16 protein-coding genes are annotated in these 14,312 nt (G+C 70.2%); 12 read left to right on the top strand and 4 right to left on the bottom strand.

Translation table 11 applies throughout. The features are described from left to right. Positions 1 to 74: 74 nt before the first annotated feature. On the bottom strand, positions 75 to 944 hold the full coding sequence (locus ABZ463_RS01325; RefSeq protein ID WP_352009372.1) for a LysR family transcriptional regulator: 870 nt from the start codon (positions 942 to 944) through the stop codon (positions 75 to 77). Between the two features lie 358 nt (positions 945 to 1,302). Between ABZ463_RS01325 and ABZ463_RS01320 the strand changes: the two genes are divergently transcribed. The 7 genes from ABZ463_RS01320 to ABZ463_RS01290 all read left to right on the top strand — a co-directional run bounded on the left by ABZ463_RS01320 (position 1,303) and on the right by ABZ463_RS01290 (position 9,076). After that, positions 1,303 to 2,655, top strand: a complete 1,353-nt coding sequence (locus ABZ463_RS01320) for a neutral zinc metallopeptidase (RefSeq protein WP_362771845.1) — start codon at positions 1,303 to 1,305, stop codon at positions 2,653 to 2,655. Between the two features lie 145 nt (positions 2,656 to 2,800). Beyond that, a complete protein-coding gene (locus tag ABZ463_RS01315; protein WP_362772211.1) occupies positions 2,801 to 4,603 on the top strand; it encodes an LCP family protein in 1,803 nt (600 codons plus the stop codon). Between the two features lie 258 nt (positions 4,604 to 4,861). Beyond that, complete coding sequence (locus ABZ463_RS01310; RefSeq protein ID WP_352009369.1) at positions 4,862 to 6,220, top strand: S8 family serine peptidase; 1,359 nt, start codon at positions 4,862 to 4,864, stop codon at positions 6,218 to 6,220. After that, entirely contained in the window at positions 6,210 to 6,473 is a 264-nt protein-coding gene (locus ABZ463_RS01305; RefSeq protein ID WP_362771843.1) for a hypothetical protein, read from the top strand. Before ABZ463_RS01310 ends, ABZ463_RS01305 begins: the two co-directional genes overlap by 11 nt. Before the next feature lie 234 nt (positions 6,474 to 6,707). Next, complete coding sequence (locus ABZ463_RS01300; RefSeq protein WP_362771841.1) at positions 6,708 to 7,883, top strand: right-handed parallel beta-helix repeat-containing protein; 1,176 nt, start codon at positions 6,708 to 6,710, stop codon at positions 7,881 to 7,883. A gap of 108 nt (positions 7,884 to 7,991) precedes the next feature. Further along, the gene (locus tag ABZ463_RS01295; protein ID WP_362771839.1) at positions 7,992 to 8,165 is read left to right on the top strand and encodes a hypothetical protein; all 174 of its coding nucleotides are present in this window, start codon (positions 7,992 to 7,994) and stop codon (positions 8,163 to 8,165) included. A gap of 89 nt (positions 8,166 to 8,254) precedes the next feature. Next, positions 8,255 to 9,076 (top strand): ion transporter, encoded by an 822-nt coding sequence (locus ABZ463_RS01290; protein ID WP_352009365.1) that lies wholly within the window; start codon positions 8,255 to 8,257, stop codon positions 9,074 to 9,076. Positions 9,077 to 9,104: 28 nt separating this feature from the next. Here ABZ463_RS01290 and rpsD read toward each other — a convergent pair whose 3' ends face one another. Continuing rightward, on the bottom strand, positions 9,105 to 9,719 hold the full coding sequence (gene rpsD / locus ABZ463_RS01285) for a 30S ribosomal protein S4 (RefSeq protein WP_352009364.1): 615 nt from the start codon (positions 9,717 to 9,719) through the stop codon (positions 9,105 to 9,107). An 86-nt stretch (positions 9,720 to 9,805) separates the two neighbouring features. Here rpsD and ABZ463_RS01280 point away from each other — a divergent pair, with 86 nt between their 5' ends. Further along, a complete protein-coding gene (locus ABZ463_RS01280; protein WP_352009363.1) occupies positions 9,806 to 10,528 on the top strand; it encodes a DUF2470 domain-containing protein in 723 nt (240 codons plus the stop codon). A gap of 74 nt (positions 10,529 to 10,602) precedes the next feature. On the opposite strand, the gene ABZ463_RS01275 is transcribed toward ABZ463_RS01280, so the two are convergent. Further along, on the bottom strand, positions 10,603 to 11,181 hold the full coding sequence (locus tag ABZ463_RS01275) for an ATP-dependent Clp protease proteolytic subunit (RefSeq protein WP_352009362.1): 579 nt from the start codon (positions 11,179 to 11,181) through the stop codon (positions 10,603 to 10,605). 263 nt (positions 11,182 to 11,444) lie between these two features. Here ABZ463_RS01275 and ABZ463_RS01270 point away from each other — a divergent pair, with 263 nt between their 5' ends. The 4 genes from ABZ463_RS01270 to ABZ463_RS01255 all read left to right on the top strand — a co-directional run bounded on the left by ABZ463_RS01270 (position 11,445) and on the right by ABZ463_RS01255 (position 12,991). Next, entirely contained in the window at positions 11,445 to 11,951 is a 507-nt protein-coding gene (locus tag ABZ463_RS01270; RefSeq protein ID WP_362771836.1) for a GNAT family N-acetyltransferase, read from the top strand. Between the two features lie 101 nt (positions 11,952 to 12,052). After that, on the top strand, positions 12,053 to 12,247 hold the full coding sequence (locus tag ABZ463_RS01265; RefSeq protein ID WP_352009360.1) for a CsbD family protein: 195 nt from the start codon (positions 12,053 to 12,055) through the stop codon (positions 12,245 to 12,247). A gap of 68 nt (positions 12,248 to 12,315) precedes the next feature. After that, positions 12,316 to 12,681, top strand: coding sequence for a hypothetical protein (locus tag ABZ463_RS01260; protein WP_352009359.1), 366 nt, complete (start codon positions 12,316 to 12,318; stop codon positions 12,679 to 12,681). A gap of 46 nt (positions 12,682 to 12,727) precedes the next feature. After that, positions 12,728 to 12,991 carry a hypothetical protein gene (locus tag ABZ463_RS01255; RefSeq protein ID WP_352009358.1) on the top strand — a complete coding sequence of 88 codons (264 nt, stop codon included), beginning with the start codon at positions 12,728 to 12,730 and terminating at the stop codon, positions 12,989 to 12,991. An 83-nt stretch (positions 12,992 to 13,074) separates the two neighbouring features. Here the strand turns inward: ABZ463_RS01255 and ABZ463_RS01250 are convergent, their stop codons facing one another. Beyond that, positions 13,075 to 14,244: an ROK family transcriptional regulator gene (locus tag ABZ463_RS01250; RefSeq protein WP_352009357.1), complete on the bottom strand. Its 1,170-nt coding sequence runs from the start codon at positions 14,242 to 14,244 to the stop codon at positions 13,075 to 13,077. Positions 14,245 to 14,312 lie beyond the last annotated feature (68 nt).

The following is a 14,312-nucleotide window of genomic DNA, read 5'->3' as shown; positions in this document are numbered from 1 at the left end:
GCCGGTACCGGAGAGGCGGGCGCTCCCACCTGCGCCGCCTCCGGGGGTTGGGGAAACCGTGCCTCACCTGGAGGTCAGGCGGCCGACCCACCCTCGGCCACCGTGACGAAGTCCTGGGCGACGGAGGGCAGCCGCCGCCGCGCGTGGACGAGGGCGATCACCCTGCGGACCGAGGGGTCGAGGGAGCGGACCACCAGCCCGGCCCTGGCCGCCTGTTCGGCCATGCCCCGGTACCACAGCAGGGAGGCCGCTCCCGAGCGGACCGTGTTGAGCCAGTTGCCGCGCTCGTCGAGCTGTACGGCGGGCACGGGAGCGATGCCGTACTTGGTGAACAGGGCGTCGAACTCCCTGCGCCGGGCACTGCCGGGGACGGGCATGACCAGCCGCATGCCGTTGAGCCTGTTCATCGGGACCGGGTCGGGCAGGTCCAGGCCGGATGGGGAGATCAGCACGATCTCCTGGCGTTCCAGCGGATGGCTGACCAGGTCGGCCGGGACGGGCAGGTCCGTCAGGCCGAGATCGGCCCGCTGGTCCCTGATGGCGTTGACCACGCCGTCCCGGCCGTCGCAACGGACGATGTGCACGCGCACCCCTGGATGCTCGGCGGCGTAGGCGGGAAGGAGTCTCCCGGCCAGCCCCGGTTCGAGGCTGGGGGTCGAGGCGATGCGCAGTTCCGCGTCGGCCTGGTGGCCGTGGGCGGACAGTGCCTCGATCTCCCTGACTGCGTCGAGCGCCTCCCGGGCCAGCTTGACCACCCGGCGCCCCTGCGCCGTGACGACCACGCCGCGCCCGGAACGGGCGAACAACGTCATTCCCAACTCTCGCTCAAGGTCTCTGATCGCGCGGGAAAGCGCGGGCTGCGCGATGTACAGCGACCTGGCCGCATCTGTCATGGTGCGGTGCTCCGCCGTCGCGACCACGTAGCGGAGCTGCTGCAGATTCATGGCTTCGACGCTAGGACACGGGCCCGGGGTCGGTCCCGGACATTGCAGAGATCACCTTTGACGATTTCAGAATGTAACCGTATATAGCGACATCCGTGACGGATGATAAATCAGTATGCTTACGCCCCAAATTCGATAAAAGTCCGGTCATTCGTGGACGGCCGGACACTCGGGTTAACGGGGAGACAGCGTGACAGGCAACGGGCACAACCCTCCACAACCACCGTGGCCTCAAGGGCCCCATGGGCCCCAGGGCCCCCAGGGGCACCCCCGTCCCGCACCGCCGCCTCCCGCCTGGCCCGCCGCGCCGCCTCAGGGACCACCACAGGGGCCGCCTCCCGGTCCGCCGCCGCAGGGGGTGCCCGGACAGCCGTACCCGTCCGCGCCGCAGCCTCCTCCCGGGCAGGGTTTCCCTCCGGGTTACGGCTATCCGCCGCCCGGTCAGGCGGGCCCAAGACCCGGCCCCAACCAGGGATACGCTCACCCGCCCGCCCCGCCACCCGCCCCGCCGCAGGGTTATCCGCCTCAGAACCCGGGACCGCAGGGCTACCCGCCCGCGGGCCAGGGGTACCCGCCGCCGCCCGCGCAGGGCTACCCCCGGCCCGGGCCCCAGGGGCAGCCGCCCTACCCCGGGGCGCCCCAGGGGCAGCCGCCGTACGGCGCGCCGATCCCGCCACCGCCTCCCGTCCCGCCCGCTCCGTGGCAGCCGCCGCAGCGGCGCTCGGGAGGCGCCGGAGTGATCGTGGTGAGCGTCTTCGGTGTGATCGCGCTGCTCTTCATCGGGCTCGTGGTCGCCGGGTCGATCATCAAGAACCGTTACCGGGACTCGGCCCCGCACTTCGCCGTGCCCACCTACACGCCCTCCCCCCTGGAGACCTCGCGGCCGGCCACCGAGGACACGCCCACACCCACACCGACGGAGACGCCGCAGGAGACGAAGCCGACGGACGTGCCCAGCCCCTCGAAGGAGGTCGTCCGCAACACCACCCTGGAGGGCAACACCCTCTACCGGACCGGTGGCCTGCCCACGGTGAGCTGTTCCGCGGGCTCGCCGAGCATCTACAGCCACAGCCAGCTCAAGGGGCTGATCCTGAAGACCTCCAAGTGCCTGGACAAGGGGTGGTCGCGGATCCTCGGCGAGCAGGGCATCGACTGGAGCCCGCCTGGCTACGCCATCGTCTCGGGCCGGGGACGCGGGGCGTGCGGGGACTTCCCCCAGATCGGCAGCATCGTGCCGTACTACTGCCCGCGCAACCACACCATCTACGCCTCGACCGGCGCCATGGCCAAGGGATCGGGCAACAGCCTCGGATACGGCCAGATCGTCGGCTGGCACGGCGCGATCATCAGCATGATGGCCCATGAGTACGGCCACCACGTGCAGCAGCTGACCGGCCTGTCCGACAGCTGGTGGCAGAAGACGCAACGCTCGTCGAGCAGGAGCGGCAGGCTCGCGCTGAGCCGCAGGTTCGAGCTCCAGGCCACCTGCTTCGGCGGGATGTTCATGCGTTCGGTCGCGAGCACCTACCCGGTCACCCCGGCCAGGCGCAACACGCTCTACTACTTCTACTCGCGGGTCGGGGACTGGCCCGGTTACCCCCGTGACCACGGGACCCCGGCGAACAACAACCGCTGGTTCCGCCAGGGCTACGAGAAGAACAAGACCTTCCAGTGCAACACCTGGCTGGCCTCCTCCTCCTCGACGTCATAGCTTAAATACTCATTAACCGAAGTTTGGTTGTCTGTCTGCCATGTCCATGTATGGGGCTAGAATCCTGCCAATTCCATGTAATCGGGGGACCTCGGCTGTTTTGCCAGGTGGACCGGGGTAGGACGCAGTAGGAAGCGGTGTGATCATGCGCCATGGGCAGGGCCCGGGGGACTCTTCCGGCGATGACGGGAAACGGCACGCCCCTGAGCAGGACCCGGGGGTCACCCCCGGCGCCCCCGCCGCCGACGTTCCCGGCGCTCCGGGAACCCCCGACGCCCCCGGTGTTCTCGGCGCCCCCGGTCCTCCCTCCGCCGGGGCCGGCGAGGGGGCCGGGGAGACCGCCCGGCCCCCGGGAGAGGACGCCCGGATCCCACAGGGCCCGGGAGACCTCGCACAGGGCCCGCCTCCCGTGGCGCGACCGGCAGGGAAACGGCCCAGGTTCGCCAAGCCGCTGACGACCGCCTCGCTCGTCGGCTGGACCGGGCTCTCGGTGGTCCTGCCCGGCGCGGCCCACCTGCGCGCGGGACACCGCCGTACCGGCTACGCGCTGCTGGGCGTCTTCGCCGCGCTCCTGGTCGCCGCGGCGGTCGTCGCGTTCGTCGTCCTTCCCGGCAACGTGGGCTTCCTGACCAGGGACAGCACGCTGACGAGCGCGGTGGCCCTGGCCGGCGCCGGAGCCCTCGCCTGGTTCCTGATCGTGCTCTCCTCCTACATCTCCCTGCGTCCGAGAAGGCTCAGCGGCAGGGGACAGATCGTCTCCGGCGTCGCGATCGGCCTGCTGTGCGTCGGGGTGATGTCGCCGTTCGCCCTGGTGGCGAACACCGTGCTGACCGCCAAGAACACGGCCAACGCCATCTTCCAGAGCTCGACCGACAACCCGGCCGTGGTCCCCGTCAAGCACGAGGATCCGTGGAACGGACGCGACCGGGTGAACTTCCTGCTCGTCGGCGGCGACGGCGCGGGCAACAGGGACGGCATCAGGACCGACAGCATGACCGTGGCCAGCGTGCAGGTCTCGACCGGCAACACGGTCATGTTCAGCCTGCCCCGCAACCTGCAGCACGTCCGCTTCCCGCCGGACGGCACGCTCGGCAGGCAGTTCCCCAACGGCTTCATGCGCGAACTGCCCAACGGCGGCCTGCTCAACGAGGTGTGGCAGTACGGCGAGGAGCACCCCGAGGTCGTCCAGGGCAAGGACGGTCAGCGCGGGCCCAGGGCTCTCATGGAGGCGATCGGCTACACCCTCAACCTGAGGATCGACTACTACGCGCTGATCAACATGTTCGGCTTCGCCCACCTGGTCGACGCCATCGGCGGCCTGAAGATCCGGGTGGACAGGGACGTCCCGTGGGGCGGCCTCTACGGCACCGCCGGCACGATCAGGGCCGGCTACCGGACGCTGTCGGGTGAGGAGGCCCTCTGGTACGGCCGCTCCCGTGTCGGCAGCGACGACTTCTCCCGGATGAGCCGCCAGCGCTGCGTCATCGGCGCCTTCGCCCAGCAGGCGACCCCCTCGGTCGTGCTCACCAACTTCGTCAAGATCGCGAACGTCGCCAAGAAGATGGCCAAGACCGACATCCCCCGTGAGCTGCTCGACCCGCTGACCGAGCTGGCCCTCAAGGTCAAGAACGCCAGGATCACCAGCCTGCAGTTCGTGCCGCCGGAGTTCTACTCCGGCTCCCCCGACTGGCGGAAGATCCGTGCCGCGACCGTCAGGGCGCTGCGCCAGTCCGAGCGGCCCGCCCGCCGGGCCCAGGCCGCCGGGGTGACGGCCTCGCCGGGCGTGAGCGGGGCAACGGCCTCCCCCACGGGCGGCGACGGCACGCCCACGGCGACCCCCTCGACCACGCGGCCCACTCCGCACCGGACGGCGCCGCAGACACCGCGCGAGACGCCCACCCAGAACGGCGCCACCGCCAAGTCGCTGAGCGAGATCTGCGGCTTCTGACCCACTCGTCCTGGGCGGGCGGGCCCCGGTTCTGCGCCCGCCCAGGGGTCCGGTGGCAGGCCGGAGCGGTCCCCGGTGCCGCGATCATGTCCGCCGGGACAGTGATCGGCGACCTTCCGGAGAAGGAAATCAACCCTGGCGTTTTGCTGGGATTGGTGACATAAGGCCTGGTCAGAGGCATTTTTCACGGCTGGACGGGGCCGCCGGAAATGCAGGAACGTGGGGAGAGTTCGATCCCCTCGAATCCGGTGGTGCGCCATGCGAGTCCTGATCCAGCTCCGCCCAACCCCCGACATCGTCGCGGCCGTGGCCGACCCGGGTGTCGCCACGACCACGGCCGACGTGTCCGACGGCCTGCCCGGGGTCGTCCTCGACCACTCCTTCGTCCCGGTCGCGGTGCCCCGCCCGGTACCGGCGGCCGGGGGCGACCCGCTGTCCCTGAACCAGGCACTGACCTTCTCCTTCGCCGCCGAGCACGCCTCGGTCCTGGTCCGCGGCGAGATCTCCGACGACGAGCTCTCCACCAGGGTCACGCTGCTGCCCAACACCCGCTCCGACGTCATCGGGGTGCACGCCGACCCGGTGATCGGGTCGAGCATCGTCTGCGGCGGCGACGCCCCCGTCGGCGACTGGCACGACGTGGAGCGGCTGCTGCGCGTCGCCGAGCTCAGGTCGGAGGGGCTGGACGGCTCCGGCGTCCCCCTGGCCATCGTGGACACCGGCATCAACGCCGCACACGTCGCCCAGCGCATCGGGCACGCCCCGATCATCGACTCCGCCCACAGCTGGAACCCCTCCGGCGTCTCCGGGACCGCGGGCCGGTTCGAGGTCGACCACGGCACGATGTGCGCCTTCGACGCGCTGATCAGCGCCTCGAAGGCGTCGTTGATCGACATTCCCGTGCTGCTCTCCCGGCGTCCCGGCGGCTCGGAGATCGACGGCCTGCTCTCCGACGCCGTCGCCGCCTTCGCCCACCTGCGCACCGTGCTCGACTCCCTGCCCGCCGCGACCCGGTCGCTGGTCGTCAGCAACAGCTGGGGCTCCTTCTCCCCCGAGTGGGACTTCCCCGTCGGCCACCCCGGCAACTACTCCGACAACGCGGCCCACCCGTTCAACCTGATCGTCTCCAGCCTTGAGCAGGCGGGCGCCGACGTGCTGTTCGCCGCGGGCAACTGCGGGCGCGACTGCAGGGACCGCCGGTGCGCCTACCCCGACCGCCCGATCGGCGGCGCCAACTCGCACCCGAGCGTGCTGTCCGTCGCCGGTGCGGACACCGAGGGCGAGCGGGTCGGCTACTCCTCCCAGGGGCCCGGCCGTCTCGCCCAGCGCAAGCCCGACATCTGCTCCTACACCCACTTCTCCGGCTCCGGGGCCTTCGGCGAGGGCTCGCCCGACTCGGGCACCTCCGCGGCCTGCCCCGTCGCCGCCGGACTGGTCGCGGCCATCCGCACCCGCTGGCCCGCCGCCGCGCTGTCCCCCTCGCAGCTGCGCACCCTGCTGCACCGCACCGCGGACGACCGGGGCGGTGTCGGCTACGACTACGACTACGGCTACGGCCTGCTGGACGTCGCGGGGGTTCTCGCCGCACTGCGGCGCAGAGACCGGCGTGCGGCGTAGCGGCGGCACGGTCATGGTCCTCATCACCGTACTGCTGCCGCCGCAGGCCACGCTCGAACAGGCCACGCACCGCCTCGGCCTCAGGGACGAGGAGGTCGACCTGGGCTACGACCTGGTGCTCATCGATCCCCGCAGGGGCCTGTACGGCCTGCGCGTGACCGAGGCCGCCGCCGACCGGATCTCCCCGGTCGCCTTCGGAGGCACGGGCCCCCACTCCGACCCCCGCATCGAGCCGTACGGCCCGCCGCGCTAGGCCGAGCACCGGCGGGGAAACACGAAAAGGCCCGGCCGAAAAAAGAAGAACAACCGGAAAACCGTATCTCCTTTTCTGTCACGTAGCCTTCCGGAGGCATTTCCGGAACAGGTGGCGGCCGTTTTCCCGCCTTTTCCGCTCCCTGATCCTCGTGCACCCTTGGTCCGTGGAACCCGGCGTCGGCCCCCTTATCCCGGCGCCGGGGAAATCATTCACCGTGACCATGGAGGGGAAATGCCCGAGAGGAAGAGCGATTACGGCCCGGCACGATTACCGGGGGCGGTTCGCACGGCCGCCGTACTCGTCGGGGCCCTGTCCGCCGTCCTGGCCACGGCCGGACCCGGAGTGGCCCTGCCCGTCCCAGCCCCCGCTCCCGCTCCCGCCCCCGCCACGGCCGCGGCCGCGCAGTGCGGTGACGTGGTGACGGCGAACCTCGTCCTGACCGCCGACCTGGTGTGCCAGGGCACCGGGCTGACCATCGGCGCGGACAACGTCACCGTCGACCTCGCGGGCCACACCGTCAGCGGGGCGCCCGCCGTCCAGATCCCCGACCGCAGGGGCACGACGCTGGTCAACGGCACGCTCACCGGCTCCCAGTCACTCATCGCCGCCGGTTCCCAGCTGATCTCGCCGATCCCGCTGACGGTCTCGGGAGTCCGGCTCGGGGCGCAGACGAAGCTGACCAACGCCTCCGCCGTCCTCGGTCAGGGTTCCGGCGGCTGCACGGTCAACGGGATCAGGGCCCAGGACTCCTGGGTGACGCTCGACGGCTGCGAGGCGCGCGACCAGCTGTATCTGCGCCAGTCGACGGGCACCGTGCGCGCGAGCAAACTGACCTCCGGCTCCCTTCGGCTTGAGCAGTCCAGCAGGGGGCGCTACGAGAACAACGTCTTCGACGACTTCACCGTGCTCCTCTACGACATGTCCCGCGAGAACGTGTTCACCGGCAACGTCCTGAAGAACGCGGAAAGCGCCTTCTACACGGCCATGCCGCAGTCGCCGAACGTCACCAACACGATCCAGGACAACGACATCAGGAACAACGACATCGGCTTCGAGGCCGATGACGTCACCGGTTTCACCATCAAGGGCAACCGGTTCACCTCCAACCGCACCGCGGGCGTCCTCGTCGACAACGGCATCAGGCGCGCGAACTCGGAGTGGATCTCCGGCAACGTGTTCACCGGCAACGGCCTGCGGCCCAGCGGGGTCAAGGATCGTGACGGCAACCCGGTCGCGGGTGGCGTCCACGTCCGCACCGTCCCCGAGTCCCGGATCAACCTGTCCGGCAACGTCGGCAGGTTCAACGGCGGCTACCTCATCTGGGCTCCCGCGGGTCAGGTCGTCGACGGCGGCGGCAACAAGGGCCCCTGCGGGCCGGTGCCCAACCCCGACCTGACCTGCCTCTGACCACGCGTTCCCGCGTTCCGTTCCATCCGCCGTCCTCTCGGTCCGCCGACCTCCGTGCGCGCCGAGTCCACGCTGTCGGATTTATCACCAAATTTCAGGAAAAGCGGTGTGGGCAGGTTCGGTGGAACCCGATCGCCGAAGACGGCACGCGTGACCGTCGCCGCCGCGCCCGCGGCGACCGTGCTCGGGGCGGCCCGCGCCGCCCCGGCCTCGGCGCGCGTCCCGGATGCGGGAGCGGGCGAACGACCCCCCTGCGGCGGGGCGGGCCGGTCCCTGGCCTGAGGAGGCCGACTTCCGGGCGGGGCGGATGATCCCCGAGCGATATGATCTTCCCTCAGTTCACCCGGCCAACGACCCACGGGGAGTCATTCGTGCCGCTGCGCGAGCGTGCCCGCGCCGTCCTGGAGGCTCCGCGCTTCCAGCAGGCCGTCATCGCGATCATCCTGGTCAACGCCGCGACCCTGGGACTGGAGACCTCCGAGGTGGCGGTCGAGCGGTACGGCACGGCCCTGACCGTCATCGACCACGCCGCGCTCTACGTCTTCGTCGCCGAGTTGCTTGCCAAGGTCTACGTCTACCGGGGCCGGTTCTTCGCCGACCCGTGGAACCTGTTCGACACCTCGATCGTGACGATCTCCCTGTTGCCCGTCGCCAGTGGCCTCTCGGTGCTGCGGGCGTTGCGCATCCTGCGGGCGCTGCGCCTGATCTCGGTCGTGCCGAGTCTGCGCAGGGTGGTGACGGCGCTGCTCAACGCGGTGCCCGGGATGACGTCGATCGTGCTGTTGCTCGGCCTGGTGCTCTACGTGGCGGCGGTGATGGGCGCCAAGCTCTATCACGACACCGCGCCGGACTACTTCGGGGACCTGCCGACCTCGCTGTTCACCCTGTTCCAGATGATGACCGGGGACGGATGGTCGGACATCACCCGGGAGGTCATGGACGAGCACCCGGCAGCCTGGATCTTCTTCGTGGCCTTCATGCTGGTGTGCACCTTCGTGGTGCTGAACCTCTTCATCGCCGTCGTGGTCAGGGCCATGGAGGACGAGCACGCCGAGCAGTCGGCCGAGGCCGCGGCCCAGGAGGCCCTGACGGTCAGGGAGACGAACGAGGCGGTGCTCGCGGAGCTGACCGCGCTCAGGGCGGAGATCCGCGAGTTGCGGGACCGGGTCCCGGTGACGCCCGCCGGCCGCTGACCGGTGGGCGGGCGCCAGCGGTGAGCCCTCAGCGGGAGTAGAACTCCACGACGAGCTGCTCGTCGACCGGGATCACGATCTGCTCGCGCAGCGGGCGGCCGACGAGGGTGAACCTCAGGTCGGTGTGGCTGACGTCGAGGTAGGCGGCGATCCGGTCGTCGGCGTAGACGCCCTCCGCAGCCGCGACGAACGGCTGCATCGTCCTGGACCTCTGACGGACCGCGATGACCTGGCCGGGCTTGACCAGGTAGCTGGGGATGTCGACCTTGCGGCCGTCCACGGTGATGTGGCCGTGGGAGATGTACTGACGGGCCGCGTAGATCGACGGGGCGAGACCCGCCCGCAGGACCAGGGAGGCCAGACGGCTCTCCAGCAGCACGACCAGCTCGGCTCCCGAACGGCCGGTGCCACGCAGCGCCATGTCCCAGTAGCGGCGCATCTGCCGCTCGGAGACGTCGTAGTACCAGCGCAGCTTCTGCTTCTCCATCAGCCGCAGGCCGTAGTCACCGGTCTGCCGCCTGTTCGTCTTGCGCCCGTGCTCGCCCGGAGGGTACGGCCGCTCCTCGAAGTAGCGCACGGCCTTGCGGGTCAGCGGGACGCCCGCCCTGCGGGACAGCCGCACCTTGGGCCCGGTGTAGCGCACGGTCACTCCTCTGTGATTAGGTTTGCCTTAGTGAGGTAAGCCTTACCTTAGGTCAAGGATCCCCCGATCTCAAGGAGAGCCTGTTCATGCAGCCCGTCACCGCTCCCCCGATCCCCGAACGGGTCCGCACCCTCGCCGCCACGGCCGTCCCGACCCACGTGTCCCTGACCGGGACCCGCCTGCCCGCCTCGCCCGCCAGGGGAGGCGTCGACGACCGGGGCCGCCCGGTGCTGCTGGTCATGCCGGGAGATCCGCTCCACGACGCGCTCGACGAACCCGTGGTGACCGTCGACCTGACGGCCAGCCGCAGTCTCGGAGCCGTCCAGGCCTCGCGCGGCCTGCTCAAGGTGCAGGGGTGGGCGCAGGCCGTACCCGATGGGGAGGCGCGGCAGGCCGCGATCGCGATCGCCGAACGCTGCCCCGACGAGGCGCTGTTCGAGGCTCTTGAGGGCCGTGGCCCCCGGCTGCTGCGGATCGACGTCGGCCAGGTGATCTATCTCACCGGCCCGGAGTCGGGGGTGCTCGACGGTGAGGAGTATCTCGGCGCCCGCCCCGACCCCCTGATGGACGTCGCCGAACGCCTGCTCGGCCATGTCAACGGCACACACCGTGACCAGCTTGAGACGGCGCTGGCCTGCCTGCTCGACGGGCCCGTCCCCGACGTATGGCTCTGGGAGCTCGACAGGTTCGGCGCGACCGTCCGCTCAGGCGTCGACGAGCCGACGCTGATCCGTCTGCCCTGGCCCGTCCCCGTCTCCGACGCCGGGTCCCTTGAGCGCGCCCTGCGCTGCCTGCTCTGTCACCGCTGACACGCCCGGCCTGCTCCCGTTCTCCCCGGCCGCGCCCCTGTCCGTTCACGGGACGCGCGGGGAGAGGGGTTGTCTCAGCTCTCGGGGACGACCTCCCTGGTGGTACGGATGACCTCGTCGACGAGCCCGTAGTCCCTGGCCTCGGTCGCGGTGAACCAGCGGTCGCGGTCCCAGTCCTCCTCGATCTGTTCCAGCGTCTGGCCGGTGTGGAAGGCGATCCGCTCACGCATGAGCTGCTTTGTGTACAGCATCTGCTCGGCCTGAATGGCGATGTCGGTTGCGGTGCCGCCCAGGCCTCCCGAGGGCTGGTGCATGATGATCCTGGCGTGCGGCAGCACGTAGCGCTTGCCCGGCGCCCCCGCGCACAGCAGGAACTGCCCCATGGAGCCCGCGATGCCCATCGCGACCGTGGCGACGTCGTTGGGGATGTACTGCATGACGTCATAGATGGCCATGCCCGCCGAGACCGAGCCGCCCGGCGAGTTGATGTAGAGCCAGATGTCACGCCGGTCGTCGTCCGCGGACAGCAGGAGCAGCTCGGCGCAGATCCTGTTGGCCACCTCGTCGTTCACCTCCGTGCCGAGGACGACGATCCGTTTACGCAAAAGCCGCTGGTAGAGCTGATCCTCGGCGACGGGCCGCGAATTGGTCATCTCTTTCACCCACCCCGGAGCTGAATTTACGAATGACGATTCATCGCGACCATAACGCTCCCGGGCCGGCGTTCCCGCGCCGTTCGCTGTGAGCGCTTTCCGCTCACAGCGCACCTGGGAGCGGCTCCCATGGGTGACAGACAAACCTCCACCCCTGCCTCATCAAAGGATCAAGGCATCGTTCAAGATATGGGGATGCGACCGATCTCACCCGAACGCCGGGGCGGGCGAACCCACCCGGAGCGCGACCGTCGGAGCGTGTCATGAACTCCCCCATCCGTGTCCTGGACGCCCACACCACGAACCGCTGGGCGGACGTCGGAGCGTTGATCTTCGAGTACATGGGAGCGACCCAGGCGGAGCTCGGTCTCCCTGTCCCGGTCTCCCTCGACGAGCTGCCCGCCCGCATGCAGAACGAATGCCGCGACCCCGGGTCCGTCTACCGCGACCCCGGCGTGTTCCTCGTCGCCTGCCACGGCGACAGGCCGATCGGCGGCGTGGGTCTCAAGCCCCTCCCCGGGACGGACGCCGTCCAGGTGAGCCGTCTCTACGCGCGTCCCGGCCACCGTGGCGGGACGGGCAAACTGCTGATGGAGCACGCGCACAGACATGCCGAGCAGCGGGGTTTCGCCCGGCTGGTCCTCGACGTCATGCCCCAGCGCCACCAGGTCATCGGCCTCTACCGCCGTCTCGGCTACACCGAGGTCGAGCGCGAGGACCACCGCTCCTTCCGCATGCTCTCCATGGAACGGCTCATCACCCCCGCGTAGCCCCTTTCCCGCAGGCCCATGTTTATCTCCCTCGTCCTCGGACACTGGATATCCCTGTGCGGGGAAACTCCACATAGAGGATGTAAGGGGATGAATCACTCATGGGTGCGGAAGACAAGGTCTCCAACAAGGCCGAGGAGCTCGGGGGCAAGGTCAAGGAGGGCGCCGGGCGCCTCACCGACGACGAACGGCTTGAGGCCGAAGGTCGCGCCGACCAGAGCAAGAGCCACCTCAAGCAGGCGGGCGAGAAGCTGAAGGACGGCGCCGAGAAGGTCAAGGACGCCTTCAAGGACTGATTCCACCGGTCTCGCCGTGCCGTACGAGGCCCGGCGAGACCCGAGGTCCGCGAGGAAGGGGGACCGGCATGACGGTGACGCGGTTCCATGACCTGCCGCTGGCCGACTCCAGGCGACGCTGGAACAAGGAGGCCGCCGAGAGACGCGTACGCGCCTGGGCGGGGGCACAGCACAGGCCCAACGCCAAGTACCGCGAGGCCCACCTCTGGTACGACGGCGGCGAGCCCGACGAGTTCGGAAGCTACAAACTGCCCTTCGCCGACGTGGTCGACGGTGAGCTCAAGGCCGTCCCGCGCGCGCTGCACGCCGCCGCGGGCGTCGTCGAAGGGGCCAGAGGCGGGGTCGACGTCCCCGGTGGCGACGTCGGGCCGATCAAGTCCCATCTGGCCAGGTACTACTCCAAGATGCACGAGACACCGCCCTGGGAGGACTGAGCGCGGGGCCACACCCGCCGGAGAACCCCGCCCGAAGGAGGAGACGATGACACCCGAGGAACAGCCGGAGCGGATGTCCGCGGACGGCAAGCCCATGGTCGGCGCGACACCCCGCGACGTGGTCCACATCAGGCTCGGTTCGTTCGCGTTGATCGCGGCCGTCGGCATCGGTGTGCTCGGCTTCGTGGCGGGTCTGACCTGGCTGACCGTGGTGATGGCACTGGCGGTCGTCGTCGCGGTCGTCGACATCGCCCTGGCGGTCCGCCGCCAGTCGCACGCCAGGAAGGGCACGACGACCGAGGCGGGCTGAGGCGCCCTTCCTGGAGGACCGCCGCCCGCAGGCACGGCCCTCGGGAGTAAAGGCTCCCCGTGGGCGCGGCCGGGCACCGGCCCTCAGGAGGGGGCGTCCACGGCCTCGGGCGACAGGATGTGGTCCAGGACCATGTGCGCGCAGCCGACGATGCCCGCGCCGGGGCCGAGTCTGCTCCGCTCGATCCGCAGGTTACGGGTCGACAGGGCCGTCGAGCGCCGGTGGACGACCTCGCGCACCCCGGCGAGCAGCGGCTGGAAGGTCTCGGCCACGTCCCCGCCCAGCACGACCACGGCGGGGTTGAGCAGGTTGACGGCGGTGGCGACGACCTCGCCGAGCATCCTGGCCGCGTTGCGGACGACGGTCATGGTCTCGGCGTCGCCCGCCCGCACCAGGCTCACCACGTCCGCAAGGGTTCTCACCTCGTGGCCCCTGGCGCGCAGGTCACGCAGGATCGCGGTGCCGCTGGCGACGGAGTCGACGCAGTCGACGTTGCCGCACCGGCAGAGCACCCCGCCGCCGTCGCGGACCGGGATGTGCCCGATCTCCCCGGCCGCGCCGAGCGCGCCGCGCAGGATCTCGCCGCCCGCGATGATGCCGGAGCCGATCCGGGTCGAGACCTTGATGAACAGCAGGTCGTCGGCCTGCCCGGCGTAGACGGCCCGGTGCTCGCCGATCGCGATGACGTTGACGTCGTTGTCGAGGAAGACCGGGGCGGGGAAACGGTCCGCGATGATCGGCGGGATCGTGACACCGGTCCAGCTCGCCATGATGCGGGCGCTCTCGGTACGGCCCGCCGCGAACTCGACCGTCGCGGGCACCCCGAGGCCGACCCCGCGCACCTGGGAGACGGGCCGGTCGCCGAGCAGTTCGCCCCAGGTCCGCATGACCAGGGGGAGGACGACGTCCGGCCCCTCCTCGACGTCGATGGCGAGGTCGGCGCGGGCCAGCTCTCCGCCCGCGAGGTCGCACACGGCGATCTGTGTCTTGCTCGCCCCGAGGGAGCCGACCAGCACGACGCCGCCCGAGGCGTTGAAGACCAGGCGGGTCGGCGGGCGGCCTCCGGTGGAGGGACCGTCGCTGTCCTCGATGACGAGGCGGCGGTCCAGCAGCTCGGTGACCCGAAGCGAGACGGCGGGCCGGGACAGGCCGGTGACCCGGCCGATGTCCGCGCGCGTGATCGCCTCACCGGTGCGAATGAGGCGCAGAACCTCACCGCTGGTGGCGAGCGCGGCAGCGGGACGACGAGGCATCCGCTAAGTGAACCACACCCGCTTAGGAAATGAAAAGTTCAAACTTTCTCATCTAAGATGACAAAACT

Source organism: Streptosporangium sp. NPDC020145 (assembly GCF_040631275.1).
Taxonomy (GTDB): domain Bacteria; phylum Actinomycetota; class Actinomycetes; order Streptosporangiales; family Streptosporangiaceae; genus Streptosporangium.
Note: the sequence above shows the minus strand (reverse complement) of the source record. Positions and strands in the feature narration are given on the sequence as shown.

Coding starts and splice junctions, on each gene's coding strand:
- ABZ463_RS01270 (WP_362771836.1), top strand. CDS start 11,445: ATGAACTCCCCCATCCGTGTCCTGGACGCCCACACCACGAACCGCTGG.
- ABZ463_RS01250 (WP_352009357.1), bottom strand. CDS start 14,244: ATGCCTCGTCGTCCCGCTGCCGCGCTCGCCACCAGCGGTGAGGTTCTG.
- ABZ463_RS01260 (WP_352009359.1), top strand. CDS start 12,316: ATGACGGTGACGCGGTTCCATGACCTGCCGCTGGCCGACTCCAGGCGA.
- ABZ463_RS01275 (WP_352009362.1), bottom strand. CDS start 11,181: ATGACCAATTCGCGGCCCGTCGCCGAGGATCAGCTCTACCAGCGGCTT.
- ABZ463_RS01265 (WP_352009360.1), top strand. CDS start 12,053: ATGGGTGCGGAAGACAAGGTCTCCAACAAGGCCGAGGAGCTCGGGGGC.
- ABZ463_RS01310 (WP_352009369.1), top strand. CDS start 4,862: ATGCGAGTCCTGATCCAGCTCCGCCCAACCCCCGACATCGTCGCGGCC.
- ABZ463_RS01280 (WP_352009363.1), top strand. CDS start 9,806: ATGCAGCCCGTCACCGCTCCCCCGATCCCCGAACGGGTCCGCACCCTC.
- ABZ463_RS01325 (WP_352009372.1), bottom strand. CDS start 944: ATGAATCTGCAGCAGCTCCGCTACGTGGTCGCGACGGCGGAGCACCGC.
- ABZ463_RS01315 (WP_362772211.1), top strand. CDS start 2,801: ATGCGCCATGGGCAGGGCCCGGGGGACTCTTCCGGCGATGACGGGAAA.
- ABZ463_RS01255 (WP_352009358.1), top strand. CDS start 12,728: ATGACACCCGAGGAACAGCCGGAGCGGATGTCCGCGGACGGCAAGCCC.
- ABZ463_RS01300 (WP_362771841.1), top strand. CDS start 6,708: ATGCCCGAGAGGAAGAGCGATTACGGCCCGGCACGATTACCGGGGGCG.